General features: G+C 73.8%; 16 protein-coding genes and 1 tRNA gene. 12 read left to right on the top strand and 5 right to left on the bottom strand.

Translation table 11 applies throughout. The annotated features are described in order from the left end of the window. Positions 1-53: 53 nt before the first annotated feature. Both ABEA04_RS00380 and ABEA04_RS00375 read left to right on the top strand, forming a co-directional pair. On the top strand, positions 54-179 hold the full coding sequence (locus tag ABEA04_RS00380) for a DLW-39 family protein (protein WP_345453122.1): 126 nt from the start codon (positions 54-56) through the stop codon (positions 177-179). 26 nt (positions 180-205) lie between these two features. After that, a tRNA-Ala gene (locus ABEA04_RS00375) sits at positions 206-278 on the top strand. A 213-nt stretch (positions 279-491) separates the two neighbouring features. On the opposite strand, the gene ABEA04_RS00370 is transcribed toward ABEA04_RS00375, so the two are convergent. Further along, complete coding sequence (locus tag ABEA04_RS00370; RefSeq protein ID WP_345453119.1) at positions 492-1,421, bottom strand: LysR family transcriptional regulator; 930 nt, start codon at positions 1,419-1,421, stop codon at positions 492-494. 191 nt (positions 1,422-1,612) lie between these two features. Here ABEA04_RS00370 and ABEA04_RS00365 point away from each other — a divergent pair, with 191 nt between their 5' ends. Further along, positions 1,613-2,695 (top strand): TDT family transporter, encoded by a 1,083-nt coding sequence (locus tag ABEA04_RS00365; protein WP_345453116.1) that lies wholly within the window; start codon positions 1,613-1,615, stop codon positions 2,693-2,695. Here the strand turns inward: ABEA04_RS00365 and ABEA04_RS00360 are convergent. Together ABEA04_RS00360 and nhaA are read right to left on the bottom strand one after the other, a co-directional pair. Beyond that, on the bottom strand, positions 2,679-3,269 hold the full coding sequence (locus ABEA04_RS00360) for a uracil-DNA glycosylase (protein WP_345453113.1): 591 nt from the start codon (positions 3,267-3,269) through the stop codon (positions 2,679-2,681). The two genes, ABEA04_RS00365 and ABEA04_RS00360, sit on opposite strands and share 17 nt — an antisense overlap. A 428-nt stretch (positions 3,270-3,697) precedes the next feature. Next, positions 3,698-4,996 carry a Na+/H+ antiporter NhaA gene (gene nhaA / locus ABEA04_RS00355; protein ID WP_345453111.1) on the bottom strand — a complete coding sequence of 433 codons (1,299 nt, stop codon included), beginning with the start codon at positions 4,994-4,996 and terminating at the stop codon, positions 3,698-3,700. A gap of 83 nt (positions 4,997-5,079) precedes the next feature. On the opposite strand from nhaA, the gene ABEA04_RS00350 reads away from it, so the two are divergent. Next, positions 5,080-5,481: a fluoride efflux transporter FluC gene (locus ABEA04_RS00350; protein ID WP_345453108.1), complete on the top strand. Its 402-nt coding sequence runs from the start codon at positions 5,080-5,082 to the stop codon at positions 5,479-5,481. After that, positions 5,478-5,852 carry a fluoride efflux transporter CrcB gene (gene crcB, locus ABEA04_RS00345; protein WP_345453106.1) on the top strand — a complete coding sequence of 125 codons (375 nt, stop codon included), beginning with the start codon at positions 5,478-5,480 and terminating at the stop codon, positions 5,850-5,852. The genes ABEA04_RS00350 and crcB overlap by 4 nt, the downstream gene beginning before the upstream one ends. 85 nt (positions 5,853-5,937) lie before the next feature. On the opposite strand, the gene paaZ is transcribed toward crcB, so the two are convergent. Continuing rightward, positions 5,938-7,980 carry a phenylacetic acid degradation bifunctional protein PaaZ gene (gene paaZ, locus ABEA04_RS00340; protein WP_345453103.1) on the bottom strand — a complete coding sequence of 681 codons (2,043 nt, stop codon included), beginning with the start codon at positions 7,978-7,980 and terminating at the stop codon, positions 5,938-5,940. Between the two features lie 112 nt (positions 7,981-8,092). Here paaZ and paaA point away from each other — a divergent pair, with 112 nt between their 5' ends. Genes paaA through paaI form a run of 6 tightly spaced genes read left to right on the top strand, consistent with a single transcriptional unit; the run spans position 8,093 to position 12,426 of the window. Next, on the top strand, positions 8,093-9,106 hold the full coding sequence (gene paaA / locus ABEA04_RS00335) for a 1,2-phenylacetyl-CoA epoxidase subunit PaaA (protein WP_345453100.1): 1,014 nt from the start codon (positions 8,093-8,095) through the stop codon (positions 9,104-9,106). Beyond that, a complete protein-coding gene (gene paaB, locus ABEA04_RS00330) occupies positions 9,103-9,471 on the top strand; it encodes a 1,2-phenylacetyl-CoA epoxidase subunit PaaB (protein WP_425576970.1) in 369 nt (122 codons plus the stop codon). Before paaA ends, paaB begins: the two co-directional genes overlap by 4 nt. 14 nt (positions 9,472-9,485) lie before the next feature. Continuing rightward, positions 9,486-10,406 carry a 1,2-phenylacetyl-CoA epoxidase subunit PaaC gene (gene paaC, locus ABEA04_RS00325; RefSeq protein ID WP_345453098.1) on the top strand — a complete coding sequence of 307 codons (921 nt, stop codon included), beginning with the start codon at positions 9,486-9,488 and terminating at the stop codon, positions 10,404-10,406. Then, a complete protein-coding gene (paaD, locus tag ABEA04_RS00320; RefSeq protein WP_345453095.1) occupies positions 10,403-10,915 on the top strand; it encodes a 1,2-phenylacetyl-CoA epoxidase subunit PaaD in 513 nt (170 codons plus the stop codon). Before paaC ends, paaD begins: the two co-directional genes overlap by 4 nt. Before the next feature lie 3 nt (positions 10,916-10,918). Next, positions 10,919-11,977, top strand: a complete 1,059-nt coding sequence (gene paaE / locus ABEA04_RS00315; RefSeq protein ID WP_345453093.1) for a 1,2-phenylacetyl-CoA epoxidase subunit PaaE — start codon at positions 10,919-10,921, stop codon at positions 11,975-11,977. Beyond that, complete coding sequence (gene paaI / locus ABEA04_RS00310) at positions 11,974-12,426, top strand: hydroxyphenylacetyl-CoA thioesterase PaaI (protein ID WP_345453090.1); 453 nt, start codon at positions 11,974-11,976, stop codon at positions 12,424-12,426. The genes paaE and paaI overlap by 4 nt, the downstream gene beginning before the upstream one ends. On the opposite strand, the gene ABEA04_RS00305 is transcribed toward paaI, so the two are convergent. Then, positions 12,413-13,021, bottom strand: a complete 609-nt coding sequence (locus ABEA04_RS00305; protein WP_345453087.1) for a TetR/AcrR family transcriptional regulator — start codon at positions 13,019-13,021, stop codon at positions 12,413-12,415. The two genes, paaI and ABEA04_RS00305, sit on opposite strands and share 14 nt — an antisense overlap. Before the next feature lie 71 nt (positions 13,022-13,092). On the opposite strand from ABEA04_RS00305, the gene ABEA04_RS00300 reads away from it, so the two are divergent. Continuing rightward, positions 13,093-14,004, top strand: coding sequence for a hypothetical protein (locus ABEA04_RS00300; protein WP_345453084.1), 912 nt, complete (start codon positions 13,093-13,095; stop codon positions 14,002-14,004). The last annotated feature ends 463 nt before the right edge of the window (positions 14,005-14,467 follow it).

Raw genomic sequence — 14,467 nt, 5'->3', positions numbered from 1 at the left:
CGGCGCGTTGGATAGTCTCGTCCTCGCACATCACCCGACCCCACGGAGCCACGATGAAGAAGATCCTGCTGCTCGCCGCGGCCGCCGCCGGCGTGCTGGTGGCTCGCAAGAAGGCCAGCGAGGGTCGCGCCGAGCAGGCGCTGTGGGCCGAGGCGACCGACTCGCTCAAGCGGAGCTGACACCGCTCCACCCGCTCTACCCACACGGGGCCTTGGCGCAATTGGTAGCGCACCTGCTTTGCAAGCAGGGGGTTAGGGGTTCGAGTCCCCTAGGCTCCACCCGTTGAAGCCGCAGGTCAGACCGTTCTGCATGTGAAGAGCCGGGAGACGACGACACCGCTCGACGCAGAACGCCCCCCGCTGACGGGCGGACGATTCGCAAGCGCAACGGCGACCGTCTCGTGACGGCCGAGTCAGAAAGTGGCGGGCCCGCGCCCCGTGGGAGTGTCGGATGCGGGGACGTCCTCGGCCGCGGACAGGACCAGGTTGGTCTCACCCGGTTCGTTGGTGCTGTCGGGCGATGCCGACGAGGTCGCGCGCTGGGCCGGCGGGGGGTTGCGAGTTGCCGGCCCAGATCGCGCGGAACTGCCGCCGCAGGTCGAGCGTCGTCTCGACGATCGTGAGCCGGCCGGCCTCGACCTCGCGTTCCACGACTCGCCGACTCAGGAAGGCTGCGGCGCCGCCGGCAAGGACGGCCTCGCGCACGGCGGTGGTCGTGGTGAGCTCGAGGGCGAGCTCGTGGGTCAGCACGCCGTGCGCGGCGAGCGCCTGCATCACGACCTCGCGGGTGCCCGAGCCTGGCTCGCGACCGGTGAGTGGGAGCGTGGCCAGCTCGGCTGCACCCAGCGGCGTGCGACGGCGCGCGAGGGGGGCGTCTGGCGAGACGACCAGGACCAGCTCGTCGTGCGCGACGACGACCGATCGCAGGTCGCCTGGCTGGTCGACCCCCTCGATGAACCCCAGGTGTGCGACGCCGGCGCGGACCGCGTCCTCCACCAGGTTGCTGTTGGCTGCGGTGAGGCTCACCGAGGTCGTCGTTGCGCCGTCATCGACCTGTCGAGCGCGCAGCCTGACCAGCCATCGCGGCATCAGGACGTCGGCGATGGTCATACTCGCCCACACCGTCAGCTCGCGGGTGCGCTCGCCTCGCAGCCCCTCGATCGCGGTCTCGATCTCATCGGTGAGGTCGATCAACCGGGCAGCCCACTCGGTGATCGCCACACCCGAGGGCGTCAGCTCAGAGCCACGAGGGCCCCGTCGGAGCAGGGTCAACCCGGTCTGCGCCTCGACGCCGCGCAATCGGGCCGAGGCAGCCTGCTGCGAGACCCCGACCGCGCGAGCCGCGCCTCCGATGCTGCCGGTCCGACCGACCGCGACGAGCAGGCGGAGAGCGCCGAGATCAGGTAGGTGACCTGAGTCCACGGCCCGCACTCTACGGCGGCACAACCGGTCGTTGTGGGTGCACAGCATCGAGCCGTCTACCGGTGGCGAGCCGGCCGGAGGACGGTGGGGTCATGGGCAATCAGCTTTACCTCGCAGCCGTCGAGCCGCACACCGACCCCACCGTTGCGAGCTCCTCGCCCCGCCCTGGGCCCCGGGCGAGCAGCGGATGGTTGGCCGGGCTGGAGGGACAGCCTGCGTTCGGCTTCATCGGACCCAACTGGTTCGCCTCGGTGATGGGCACCGGCATCGTCGCCAATGCCGCGGCCACGCTTCCGGTTCAGCTCCCGGGCCTGCTGGTCTTCGCCCGGATCGTGTGGCTGCTCGACGTCGGCCTGCTCACGGCTGTCGTGGCGGCGACGGTGGTGCACTGGCGCCGTCATCGCGCCACGGCGCGCGGCCACCTCGACGACCCGGTCATGTCGCACTTCTACGGGGCGCCCGCCATGGCGCTGATGACCGTCGGCGCAGGTGCCCTGCTGGTCGGCCAGCCCGTGCTGGGTGGGTCGGTGGCGGTCTACCTCGACGCCGTGCTGTGGACCGCAGGCACCGCCCTCGGGCTCTGGACCGCGGTCGCCGTGCCCTACAAGACCTTCACCACGCACGACGTGCAGAGCGACTCGGCTTTCGGCGGGTGGCTGATGCCGGTCGTGCCGCCCATGGTCAGCGCGGCCACCGGACCCTTGTTGATCCCGCACCTCCCGGCTGGGCAGTGGCAGCTGACGATGCAGCTGGCCTGCACGGCCATGTTCGGTCTCACTCTGGTCGCCAGCCTCGTGGTCATCGCGCTCATCTGGGGCCGCTTGGCCCGCCACGGGCCCGGCGCCGCAGCGACCGTCCCGACCCTGTGGATCGTGCTCGGTCCGCTCGGCCAGTCGATCACCGCGGGCCACACCCTCGGCGCCACCGCACCCGGGGTCCTGCCTTCGCCCTACGGCACCGCCTTCGAGGCCGCCGGCCTCGTCTACGGCCTGCCGGTGTGGGGGTTCGCCATGCTGTGGGCCTCGCTAGCGATAGCCATCACCGCGCGTGCCATGCGCGCCGGCATGCCGTTCGCGCTGACGTGGTGGTCCTTCACCTTCCCCGTCGGCACCGTGGTCACCGGCACCTCCGGACTGGCAGACGTCACCGACGCACACCTGTTGGTCGTCGCCGCGGTCGTCTTCTACGTCGGGCTGCTCGCCGCCTGGCTCACCGTCGCGGCCCGCACCGCTCACGGCGTCTACCACGGGCACCTGCTCAAGGCACCCGCGTGAGGGCCGTGAGCGCGCGACGGAGCCTGGCTCGCGACTCCACGCGATCGTGGGCGTTGCGGGGCGAGGGATGCGGCACCCCCAGCACCCGAGGCAGGCGCGTCACCCCGCCGGGCTCGCCCGGCTCGTCCGGCTCGTCGGGGGCCGACGTGAGGAGCCGCATGATGCCGTTCAGAGCCGGGGCCCCTACCGCCACGACCAGCTCGAGACCGGGCAGGAGGCCGAGGACGGCATTCAGCGCCGGCCTGGCCTCGTCCAGGTCGGCGACGGTGGGTGGACGCCGGCGCCCGTCCCCGTCGTAGACGGGCCACGGCACGACGTTCCAGCGCAGGTACGCCGACCGGGGCAGCCCCGAGGCCACCCGGGCCTCGCGCAGCGCTGCTGCCGTCGGATCCTGGTTGTCCTCCGAGCTGAACCCCAGATCACCGGCCGCCACAGTTCGAGGCCCCGGCGACTCCATCAGCACCAGCACCCGAGACCCGACCCCGCCGCTGTCGGGGTCGAACCACGGGACGAACCGGTCCACCCCGTCCGCCGCCACGCGAAGCGACCGGACGACGGCGTTCAGCTCCCTCACGTGAGCCTCGTCGACACGGGACCGCTTGCTCGCCGTCACACTCGAACCGTCCCACACCGTCGCACCCCGCCCGCCGCGGCTCGGGCCGCACCCGCATGACAGGCGGCACCCGGCTCGCACCACCTCTCACCCAACCCCGACTACTGCCCCAGAACGGAGGGCGACCCGTCCGCGGACGGCGCCATGCGGTTCTGACGGCGCCTCTCGCTCGGAGCGGCGGCGGGACACACTCGGGTGGGGGGCGCCGCCGTGGCGCGACCACGACCTTCCGTGCACGAGGGTGGGCCTCGCGGTGGGGTCCGGTCACCGCTCCCACCGCGGCCGCCGGGATCCTCTCGAACGGCCTCGCCGTGAGGGTCGTGCTGGGCGCCGAGAGTCGCCGCCAGGTCGGGGCAACCGGCCTTCCCCGGCCCCATCCGAGTCTGCGCTCAGGCCTGCCCGCGCTGGTAGACGTCCGGGATGCCGTCCTGGTCGTCGTCCACCTGCTCGGCCTCCCACAACCGGCGGTAGACCCGGTTGCGCAGGCGCAGGACGACGGTGGCGAGGAGGGCGGCGAGCAGGGAGCCGGTGAGGACGGCGACCTTGACGTGGTCGTCCTGGGTGGTGCCGGGGCCGAAGGCGAGCTCGCCGATGAGCAGCGAGACGGTGAAGCCGATGCCGGCGAGCATCGACATGCCGACGACGTCGGTCCACGACAGCTCGTCGTCGAGGTCGGCGCGGGTGAAGGTGGCGAGCAGCCAGGTGAACCCGGTGATGCCGACGGTCTTGCCGACGACCAGCCCGGTGATGACGCCCAGGGCGACGGGGTCGCGCAGCGCGGACGACAGGCCGTCGAGACCGCCCACCGTGACGCCGGCGGCGAAGAAGGCGAAGACCGGGACGGCGACGCCGGCCGACAGCGGGCGGAAGCGGTGCTCGAAGTGCTCGGCCAGGCCCGGACCATCGCCGGGCGCCTGCCGGACGACGGGCACCACGAACCCGAGCAGGACGCCGGCCACCGTTGCGTGCACGCCCGACTCGTGCACCAGCGCCCACGTCACCAGAGCGAGCGGCAGCAGCAGCCACCACGACCGCACCCGTCGCTGCACCAGGAACGCGAACGCCGCCAGCGGCACCAGCGCCAGGCCGAGGTGGGCCAGGTGCAGCTCGTCGGTGTAGAAGAACGCGATCACCGTGATGGCGAGCAGGTCGTCGACGATCGCCAGGGTGAGCAGGAACATCCGCAGTCCGGTGGGCAGGTGAGTGCTGATGATCGCGAGCACGGCCACCGCGAACGCGATGTCGGTGGCGGTCGGGATGGCCCAGCCGCGCAGGTCGTCGCCCCCGCCCAGGTTCCAGAGCACGAAGATCAGGGCCGGCACCGCCATCCCGCCGACCGCCGCGGCCACGGGCAGCGCCGCCCGGCGCGGGTCGCGCAGGTCGCCGGCCACGAACTCCCGCTTGAGCTCGAGCCCGGCGACGAAGAAGAAGATCGCGAGCAGGCCGTCGGCCGCCCAGGTGGCCAGGCTCAGGTCGAGGTGCAGCGACGCGGGGCCGACGGTGAGGTCGCGCAGGTCGGCGTACGACGACGACCACGGCGAGTTCGCCCACACCAGCGCGACCACCGCCCCGACGATGAGAAGCACACCCCCCGTGGTCTCGGCGCGCAGGATGTCGGCGACGCGCGAGGCCTCGGGCCAGCTGCCGCGTGCGAACAGCCGGCTCGGGCGGGTGGAGGGCGATGGCATGGGTGCTCCGGGGTCGGCGACAGAATGCCGACCAGACTTCCCGGCGCACCAGCAGCCCACGATATCGGACGAGAGGGACGGCGATGACCACGACGACCGCCCGTCGGGACTCTCCCGGCCACGGGCTCGCCGTCGCGCTCGTCCTCCTCGGCGGCTTCGTCGGCACGCTGGCCCGCTACGGCGTCTCGCTGCTGCTCCCGGTCACCGGCGGCTGGCCGCTCGGCACCCTGGCCGTCAACCTCACCGGCGCCTTCGCGCTCGCCTGGCTCGTCACCCGGTTCGCGGACGACGCCCGCCTGCGGCTGCTGCTCGGCACCGGCGTGGTCAGCGGCTACACCACCTACAGCACCCTCGCCGTCGAGCTCGAGCGGCTGCTGGCCGACGGCCGCGCGGTCACGGCGGTCTCGTACGCCGTGGTCTCGCTCGTCGGCGGCATCGGCGCGGCGGTCCTCGGCCACCGGCTCGCGACCCGGGGTGAGCGGTGACCCTCGCCCTGCTCATCGGCCTGGCCGGCGGCGTCGGCTCCGCGCTGCGCTACCTGGTCGACCAGGCCGTCGTGCGGCTGCTGGCCGACCGCGACCGCGGGCTGCCGTGGGCCACGTTCGTCATCAACGTCACCGGCTCCTTCGCCCTCGGCACGATCACCGCGGCCGCGAGCACCGGCGCGCTCGCCGACGACACCCGGCTCGTGCTCGGCGTCGGGCTGTGCGGCGGCTACACCACCTTCGCCACGGCGATGGTCGACACGCTGCGGCTCGGGCTGGGCGGGCGGCGGGGGTGGGTGGTGGTCAACCTCGTCGGGCCGCTGGTGTGCTGCGCGGCGGCTGCGGCGCTCGGGTGGTGGGTGGCGGCGTAGGCGGCCTGGGATGCGCGCTGACGGGGTTTCGAGGCTCGCTGCGCTCGCACCTCAACCACCGTCAGCGGCAATCGTCGTCGGTCCGTCAGGGCCAGGTCTTGGCGACCAGCGTGAGGACGTCGTAGGTCGCGACGGGCTCGCCGTCGGCGTTGGCGACCACGGCGTCCCAGCGCACCTCGCCGTACTCGGCGTTGGTGCGCGGGGTGATCTGCTTGACCGTGAGCGTGACCGCGATGGTGTCGTCGGCCTTCACCGGCGTGAGGAAGCGCAGGTGGTCGACGCCGAAGTTGGCCAGCACCGGGCCGGGGTCGGGGTCGACGAACAGCCCGGCGGCCAGCGAGACCACCAGGTAGCCGTGCGCCACGATGCCGCCGAACAGCGGGTTGGCGGCGGCCGCCTCGGGGTCGGTGTGGGCGTAGAAGGTGTCGCCGGTGAACTCGGCGAAGTGGTCGATGTCGGCGCGGGTCACCGCGCGCGGCGCCGAGGCGATGGTGTCGCCGATGCGCAGCTCGGCCAGCGACTTGCGGAACGGGTGGACGTCGTCCGCGCGCCGCTGCGAGCCCCGCGTCCAGCGGCCGGTGATGGCGGTGAGCATGTCGGGCGAGCCCTGGATCGCCGTCCGCTGCATGTGGTGCAGGATGCCGCGCACGCCGCCGAGCTCTTCCCCACCGCCGGCGCGGCCCGGGCCGCCGTGCACCAGCACCGGCAGCGGCGATCCGTGACCGCCCGCGGCGGCCGCCTCGGCGGCGCCGGCGCGGTCGAGCACGAGGATGCGGCCGTGCCACGGCGCGAGGCCGAGGACGACGGCCCGCGCGACGTCGGGGTCGTGGGTGACCACCGAGCCGGCCAGGCTGCCGCGGCCGCGGGCGGCCAGCTCGACGGCGTCCTCGACGGTGTCGTAGGCCACGATCGTGCTCACCGGGCCGAACGGCTCGACGTCGTGCGGCTCGACCGCGCCGTCGGCGGCCGAGAGCAGCACGGGGGAGATGAAGGCGCCGCGCTCGGCGTCGCCGTCCACGACCTCGACGCGGTCGGGGTCGCCGAAGACGACCTCGGCCGAGGCGCGCAGCGACTGCACCGCCTTGCGCACCTCCTCGCGCTGGTCGAGCGAGACCAGCGCGCCCATGCGCACCGACTCCGAGCGCGGGTCGCCGACGGTCACCTTCGCCAGCCGCGCCGCGATCGCCTCGGCCACGGTGTGGCGCATCGCGCGCGGCACGATGACGCGGCGGATGGCGGTGCACTTCTGGCCCGCCTTGACCGTCATCTCGGTGACCACGGCCCCGACGAACAGGTCGAGCTCGGGGTCGTCGGCGCCGACGTCGGGGCCGAGGATCGAGCAGTTCAGCGAGTCGGCCTCGACGGTCAGCCCGACGCCGCCGTGCAGGACGCTCGGGTGGTTGCGCAGCAGCCCGGCGGTGTGGGCCGAGCCGGTGAAAGCCACCTGGTCCTGCACGGTGAGGACGTCGAGCAGCCCGGCCGGGCTGCCGGCCAGCAGCTGCAGGCTGCCCTCGGGCAGCAGGCCCGACTCGACGATCATCCGCACCGCGGCCTCGGTGACGTAGGCGGTCTGCTCGGCCGGCTTCACGATCGACGCGACGCCGGCCACGAACGCCGGCGCCAGCTTCTCCAGGAACCCCCACACCGGGAAGTTGAAGGCGTTGACCTGCACCGCGACGCCGACCCGCGAGGTGTGCACGTGCTGGCCGACGAAGGTGCCCTCACGGCCCAGCTGCTCGAGCCCGCCGTCGACGTAGACGGTGTCGTTGGGCATCTCGCGGGTGCCCTTGGAGGCGATCGAGAACACCGTGCCGATGCCGCCGTCGATGTCGACCGCGCTGTCGCGCCGCGTGGCGCCGGTGGCGTAGGACAGCTCGTACAGCTCGTCCTTGCGCTCCAGCAGGTGCTTGGCCATCGCCTTGAGCAGCCCCGCACGCTCGTGGAAGGTCAGCGCCCGCAGCGCCGGGCCGCCGACGGTGCGGCCGTGGGACACCATCGCGTCGAGGTCGAGCCCGGACGACGACAGCCGCGCCACCTCGGCACCGGTGGCGGCGTCGAGCAGGGGCTGCCCCTCGTCGTCGGCGCGGAACCAGCGTCCGGCCGCGTAGCTCTCGAGACGTCGGGTCACGGTGGTGCTCCGTCCTGGTGGGGGCTCGCGCGGGCCGACGCTTGCGCGCCGTCGTCCCGCGTGGGACTGTATTACAGACCGAGCGGTCAGGAAAGGGCGTCGAGGAGGCAGCATGACGGTCGCGGACGACGAGCTCGAGACGCAGCTCGAGACGCAGCTCGAGACGCAGCTCGAGACGCAGCTCGAGGCAGAGCTGGCGGCAGAGTTCGAGGCGGTGGTCGAGCGCCACGACCGCATCGAGCCGCGTGACTGGATGCCGGAGAGGTACCGCGCCACGCTGGTGCGCCAGATCGCCCAGCACGCGCACTCCGAGATCATCGGCATGCAGCCCGAGGGCAACTGGATCACGCGCGCGCCGTCGCTGCGCCGCAAGGCGATCCTGCTGGCCAAGGTGCAGGACGAGGCCGGCCACGGGCTCTACCTCTACTCCGCCGCCGAGACGCTCGGCAGCTCGCGCGCCGAGCTCACCGAGAAGCTCATCGAGGGCCGCCAGAAGTACTCCTCGATCTTCAACTACCCCACGCTCAGCTACGCCGACGTCGGCACCATCGGCTGGCTCGTCGACGGCGCCGCCATCTGCAACCAGGTGCCGCTGTGCCGCACCTCCTACGGCCCCTACGGCCGGGCGATGATCCGCATCTGCAAGGAGGAGTCCTTCCACCAGCGGCAGGGCTACGAGCTCTTGATGACGATGATGGCCGGCACCGACGAGCAGCGCGCCATGGTGCAGGAGTCGGTCGACCGGTTCTGGTGGCCGGCGCTGATGATGTTCGGCCCGCCCGACGCCGACTCGCCCAACACCGCCCAGTCGATGGCGTGGGGCATCAAGCGCGACACCAACGACGAGCTGCGCCAGAAGTTCGTCGACATGTCGGTGCCCCAGGCCGAGCGGCTCGGCGTCACCTTCCCCGACCCCGACCTGCGCTGGAACGCCGAGCGCGGCCACCACGACTTCGGCCAGCCCGACTGGGACGAGTTCGCCGCCGTCGTCCGCGGCGAGGGTCCGTGCAACGCCCAGCGACTCGCCCACCGCAAGGTGGCCTGGGACGACGGCGCCTGGGTGCGCGAGGCGGCCACCGCCTTCGCGGAGAGGAACGCGTCCGCGCCGACCGAGGCCGCTCGATGAGCGAGCCGAAGGACTTCACCGCCGACGGCGGGCACGGCGCCGTCCCGCTGGACGGCGTGCCGACCGGCCTGGGCGAGCGGGTGCGCGGCGAGTGGCCGCTCTACGAGGTCTTCGTGCGCGGCAAGCGCGGCCTCAACCACGTGCACGTCGGCTCGCTGCACGCCGCCGACGACGCGATGGCGGTGCGGCACGCGCGCGACGTCTACACGCGGCGCAACGAAGGCGTCTCGATCTGGGTGGTGCGCGCCGACGCCATCACCGCCTCGAGCCCCGACGAGAAGGACCCGCTGTTCGCGCCCGCCGGCGACAAGGTCTACCGGCACCCGACGTTCTACGACATCCCCGACGACGTCCCTCACATGTGAAGGAGGCCGCGACCATGGACGACCAGGACCACGACTCCGTCTACGACGGCCTGCTCGGCGGCGACGACTCGCAGTGGGCCTTCGGCACCTCGTTCGAGGACCCGCTCGCCGGCGTCGACACCACCGTGCCCGACGGCGTCGACCGGACGGCGCTCGCGGCCTACTGCCTGATGCTCGGCGACGACGCGCTGGTCGCCTCGCACCGGCTCTCGCAGTGGTGCAGCCGCGCGCCCGACCTCGAGGACGACATCGCCCTCGCCAACATCGCGCTCGACCTGCTCGGCCAGGCCCGCCTGCTGCTGGCGCGCGCCGCGGCGGCCGACCCGGCCGTCGTCCCGGCGCTGCCGGAGGGGTCGCCGGTGCCGCCGGAGGACGCGCTCGCCTTCTTCCGCGACCAGGACGCCTTCCGCAACGTGCGCCTGGTGGAGCAGGTCAACGGCGACTTCGCCGCGACCGTCGTCCGGCTGCTGGTGCTAGCCACCTGGCGACTCGCCCTGATGCAGCGGCTGGCCACGAGCCGCGACCCGGTGCTGTCGGCCATCGCCGCCAAGGCGGTCAAGGAGATCACCTACCACCGCGACTACGCCGGCCGCTGGGTCGTCACGCTCGCGCAGGGCACCGCCGAGTCCCGCCGCCGCGTGCAGGCCGGTCTCGCCACCGTGTGGCCGCTGCGGTGGGAGCTCGACCGCGACCACGCCGTCGAGGCCGAGCTCGCCGAGGTGGGCGTCGGGGTGCGGCCGAGCAGCGTGGCGGCCGAGGTCGACGTGCTGCTCGACCAGGTGCTCGGCGTCGCCGACCTCGAGCGTCCCGACGTGAAGCCGATCGGCGCGCACGGTGGGCTCACCGGTCGCGACGGCCGGCACACCGAGCAGCTCGGCCTGGTGCTGGCCGAGCTGCAGAGCGTGGCGCGGGTGCACCCGCAGGGCCGGTGGTGACCGTGACCGCCGCGCCGGCCGGCCACCGGCAGAGCACCGCTCTCGAGGTCGCGAGCCGGGTCGTCGACCCCGAGCTGCCGATGCTCACCCTCGCCGACCTCGGCGTGCTGCGCGGCGTCGAGCAGGACGGCGCCCACGTCGTCGTCACCATCACGCCCACCTACTCCGGCTGCCCCGCCATGGCCGCGATGCGCGACGACCTGCTGCGCACCCTGGGCGAGCACGGCTACGACGCCGAGGTGCGCGTCAGCCTGCACCCCGCCTGGACCAGCGACTGGATCAGCGCGCGGGGCCGGGCCGCGCTGCGCCGTCACGGCATCTCGCCGCCGGGGCCCGCGCCGTCCGGGCCGGTGACGCTCAGCCTGCTGCCGACCCGGCGCGACGTGACCTGCCCGCAGTGCGGGTCGGGCCGCACCGAGCTCACCTCCGAGTTCGGCTCCACGGCGTGCAAGGCGCTCTACCGCTGCGCCGACTGCCTCGAGCCCTTCGACCACGTGAAGGAGATCTAGGGCGTGGCCTTCCACCCGCTCACCGTCGCGGGCGTCGAGCGCCTGACCGACGACGCCGTCGCCGTCACCTTCGCGGTGCCCGACGACCTGCGCGACGTCTACGCCTTCGAGGCCGGCCAGTGGCTGACGCTGCGCCGCGAGGTCGACGGCCGCGAGGAGCGACGCTCCTACTCCATCTGCGCGCCCGCGGGCGCCGCGCCGCGGGTCGGCGTGCGCGAGATCCCCGACGGGCTGTTCTCGTCGTGGCTCGTGCACGACGTCCGGCCCGGCGACGTCGTCGAGGTCGGCGCCCCCGAGGGGTCGTTCCGGGCCGACCCGGACGCCGGTGGCCGCCACCTGTGCATCGCGGCCGGCTCGGGCATCACGCCGATGCTGTCGATCGCCTCGACCATCCTCACCAACCCCGACGCCCGGGTCACGCTGCTCTACGGCAACCGCACCTCGGGGTCGGTGATGTTCGCCGACGAGCTGGCCGACCTGAAGAACCGGCACCCGGCGCGCTTCGAGCTGGCGCACGTGCTCTCGCGCGAGCCGCACGCCGTCGACCTGTTCGCCGGCCGGCTCGACGGCGACCGCCTGCGTCGGCTGCTGACCTCGCTGGTGCCCGTCGACGCCCTCGACCACGTGTGGCTGTGCGGGCCGTTCGGGATGATCGCCGACGCCCGCGAGGTGCTGGCCGAGCTGGGCGTGCCCCGCGAGCGGGTGCACGTCGAGCTGTTCTACGTCGACGAGCCGCCGCCCGAGCTGCACCGCGACCAGCAGGCCGACGCGGACGCCGACGGCGCGACGTCCCAGGTGACGATCCGCCTCGACGGCCGCACCACCACCGCGGCCATGCCGCGCGGCCGCACGATCCTCGACGCCGCCGCGGCCACCCGCAGCGACCTGCCCTTCGCGTGCAAGGGCGGCGTGTGCGGCACCTGCCGCGCGCACGTGCCCGAGGGCGAGGTCGAGATGCGCCGCAACTACGCCCTCGACGACGACGAGGTCGCCCGCGGCTTCGTGCTCACCTGCCAGAGCCGCCCGGTCAGCGACGCCGTCACCGTCGACTTCGACGCATGAGCCCCACCGACCCCGACGAGCTGGCCCGCCGCTGCGTCGCGGCGATGTGGGACGGCGACGCCGCCAGCCGCGCGCTCGGCATGCGGCTGCTCGACGTCGGCCCCGGGCGGGCCCGGGTGGCCATGACGGTGCGCGACGACATGGTCAACGGCTGGGGGATGGCGCACGGCGGCCTGGTCGCCACCCTCGCCGACAGCGCCTTCGCCGCCGCCTGCAACACGCACGGCACGATCACGGTCGCGGCCGGGTTCGACGTCGTCCTGCTCGAGTCGGCGCGGGCCGGCGACGAGCTGGTCGCCGACGCGCGCGAGGTGGCGCTGCGCGGACGGTCGGGCGTCTACGACGTCACCGTCAGCCGCGACGGCGCGGTGGTCGCGGAGTTCCGCGGCCGCAGCCGCTCGCTCGGCCGCCCCAACCCCGCCGTCGACGGGTCCGTCAGCGGGGCGTGAGGCCCTCGAAGGCCAGCGCGGTCACGGTGTGGGCGAGCGCGTCGGGGTCGACCGGACCGGCGGGGTCGTACCACTCGACCAGCGAGTTCACGGTGCCGAACAGCAGCCGGCTGATGACGTCGGGGTCGACGTCGGCCCGCAGGTCGCCCTCGGACGCCGCCTCCCGCACCAGCCGCGCCAGCGACTCGTCGACCACGCGGCGGCGGCGCAGGGCGTCCTGCTCGACCGGGCTGTTGCCGCGCACCCGCAGCAGCAGCGTCACCGCCGGGAGGTGCGCGGCGAGGATGCGCACCGACTCCTCCACCGTGCCGCGCAGGCGCTGCGCCGCGCTCGCGCCGTCGTGGCGCGCGGCAGCCGACTCGATGGCGGCGGTCAGGCCGGTGAGCGCCTCGTCGAGCGCGGCGGCGAGCAGCTCCTCCTTGCTCGCCACGTGGTGGAAGATCGCCGACTTGGTGACGCCGAGGCTCTGCGCGAGGTCGGCGATGCTCGTGGCGTCGTAGCCGCGCTGGTTGAACAGGTCGATCGCGCGGCGCAGCACCGTCTCGTAGTCGTGCCCGGGGCGGCCTCGCCGCGCGGCCGGGGGTGTCGCTGCCACAGCCGAACCCTCGCACGTCGTGGTGACGCGACCCCTCGTCGTCCCGGCCCGATCTTTGCCATCATGTCGCCATGAGGCGGCGGCACCGCGAGACGATCGTGCTCTCGCTCACCCTCGCCGCGCTCGTCGGGGGGCTCGTCGGCTGTGACGAGCAGGCCGCCGAGCCGCCGCCGCCCCCGCCGAGCCCCACCGCCACGCCCGAGGCCGGCGCCGAGCGCGAGCCCGCGGCGCAGGCGATGGAGCGCACGCCCGCCTCGGCCACCGAGCTCACCGTCACCGACTACACCGAGCTGCGGCTGCAGCTGGGCTTCGGCGAGCTCACCAGTGCCTCGCCGGCCGCCGACCGTGCCGGCTTCTGGCGGCAGGCCGACGCGGAGGCGCCGCTGCTGAGCGAGGGCCTGCTGCGCGGCCCCGACACCGCCGGGTTGCTCGAGGAGCACGGGTTCGGCGAGGACGACGTCGCCTGGGAGGCCCGGTTCTCCGGGCCCGACGGCGAGGGCTGGGTGGTCGCCTTCCGCGACGACCTGCCGATGGACGGCGTCGTCAGTGCCGTCGGCCTGGGCGAGGGACCGCTCGACGGCGCCACCGTGTGGCGCGAGGCCCACCTGGTCACCTCGGAGGACCGCGAGCCCGGCGAGGACAGCTGGGCGATGGACCCCGAGCTGCTGTCGCTGGTGGGCATCGGCGCCGGCGCCACCTACGTCTCGCGGGAGTGCGTGCCCGGCGACCCGGTCGACGGCCTCGACGAGCTGGGGCCGTTCTCGATCACCTTCGGCGCCACCCTGGCCACCGCCCGCCTCGGTCCGTTGCGCGACGACGCCTTCGAGCGCGCCGACCTCGCCGGCCCGGCCTTCACCGACGCGTTCGCCAGCCCCGTCGCCGACCCCCACAGCGGCCGCCTCGGCTGGACCCTCGCCGATGCCCCCGCCGCCGCCGCCCTCACCCTCGCCGGCGACCTCCCGTTCGCCGTCTGCGCCGGCTGACCCGCGGGGCGGGATGACGATGGTCGAGGTGCGAGGAGCCCCGGCGACGAGCCTCGAGACCACCGGTCTTGCGATGGCAACGCCTGCACACGGACCCTGAGCTCGTCGAAGGGCCTGGCGTTCCGCGGTCTCGAGGCTCGGCCGTGGCCGGCCTCGCACCTCGACCATCGTCGGGCGGCGTTGCCATGCCGGCGCCCGCCCACGGACCCTGAGCTTGTCGAAGGGCCTAGTGTTCCGCGGTCTCGAGGCTTGGCCGTGGCCGGACTCGCTGCTCGACCATCGTCGGGGAGGCGGGATGACGACGGTCGAGGTGCGAGGAGCCCCGGCGACGAGCCTCAAGACCACCGGCCTCCCGATGCCAACGCCTGCACACGGACCCTGAGCTCGTCGAAGGGCCTGGCGTTCCGCGGTCTCGAGGCTCGGCCGTGGCCGGCCTCGCACCTCGACCACCGTGGCGGTCGGC

Source organism: Nocardioides marinquilinus, assembly GCF_039543705.1.
In the GTDB taxonomy this organism is placed as follows: Bacteria; Actinomycetota; Actinomycetes; order Propionibacteriales; family Nocardioidaceae; genus Nocardioides; species Nocardioides marinquilinus.
This window is presented reverse-complemented; position numbering and strand designations above follow the sequence as displayed.

What these genes read in the sequence shown, in the direction of transcription:
- ABEA04_RS00380 (WP_345453122.1), top strand. Translation starts at nt 54, where the DNA reads ATGAAGAAGATCCTGCTGCTCGCCGCGGCCGCCGCCGGCGTGCTGGTG.
- nhaA (WP_345453111.1), bottom strand. Translation starts at nt 4,996, where the DNA reads ATGCCATCGCCCTCCACCCGCCCGAGCCGGCTGTTCGCACGCGGCAGC.
- ABEA04_RS00350 (WP_345453108.1), top strand. Translation starts at nt 5,080, where the DNA reads ATGACCACGACGACCGCCCGTCGGGACTCTCCCGGCCACGGGCTCGCC.
- paaA (WP_345453100.1), top strand. Translation starts at nt 8,093, where the DNA reads ATGACGGTCGCGGACGACGAGCTCGAGACGCAGCTCGAGACGCAGCTC.
- paaB (WP_425576970.1), top strand. Translation starts at nt 9,103, where the DNA reads ATGAGCGAGCCGAAGGACTTCACCGCCGACGGCGGGCACGGCGCCGTC.
- paaC (WP_345453098.1), top strand. Translation starts at nt 9,486, where the DNA reads ATGGACGACCAGGACCACGACTCCGTCTACGACGGCCTGCTCGGCGGC.
- paaI (WP_345453090.1), top strand. Translation starts at nt 11,974, where the DNA reads ATGAGCCCCACCGACCCCGACGAGCTGGCCCGCCGCTGCGTCGCGGCG.
- ABEA04_RS00300 (WP_345453084.1), top strand. Translation starts at nt 13,093, where the DNA reads ATGAGGCGGCGGCACCGCGAGACGATCGTGCTCTCGCTCACCCTCGCC.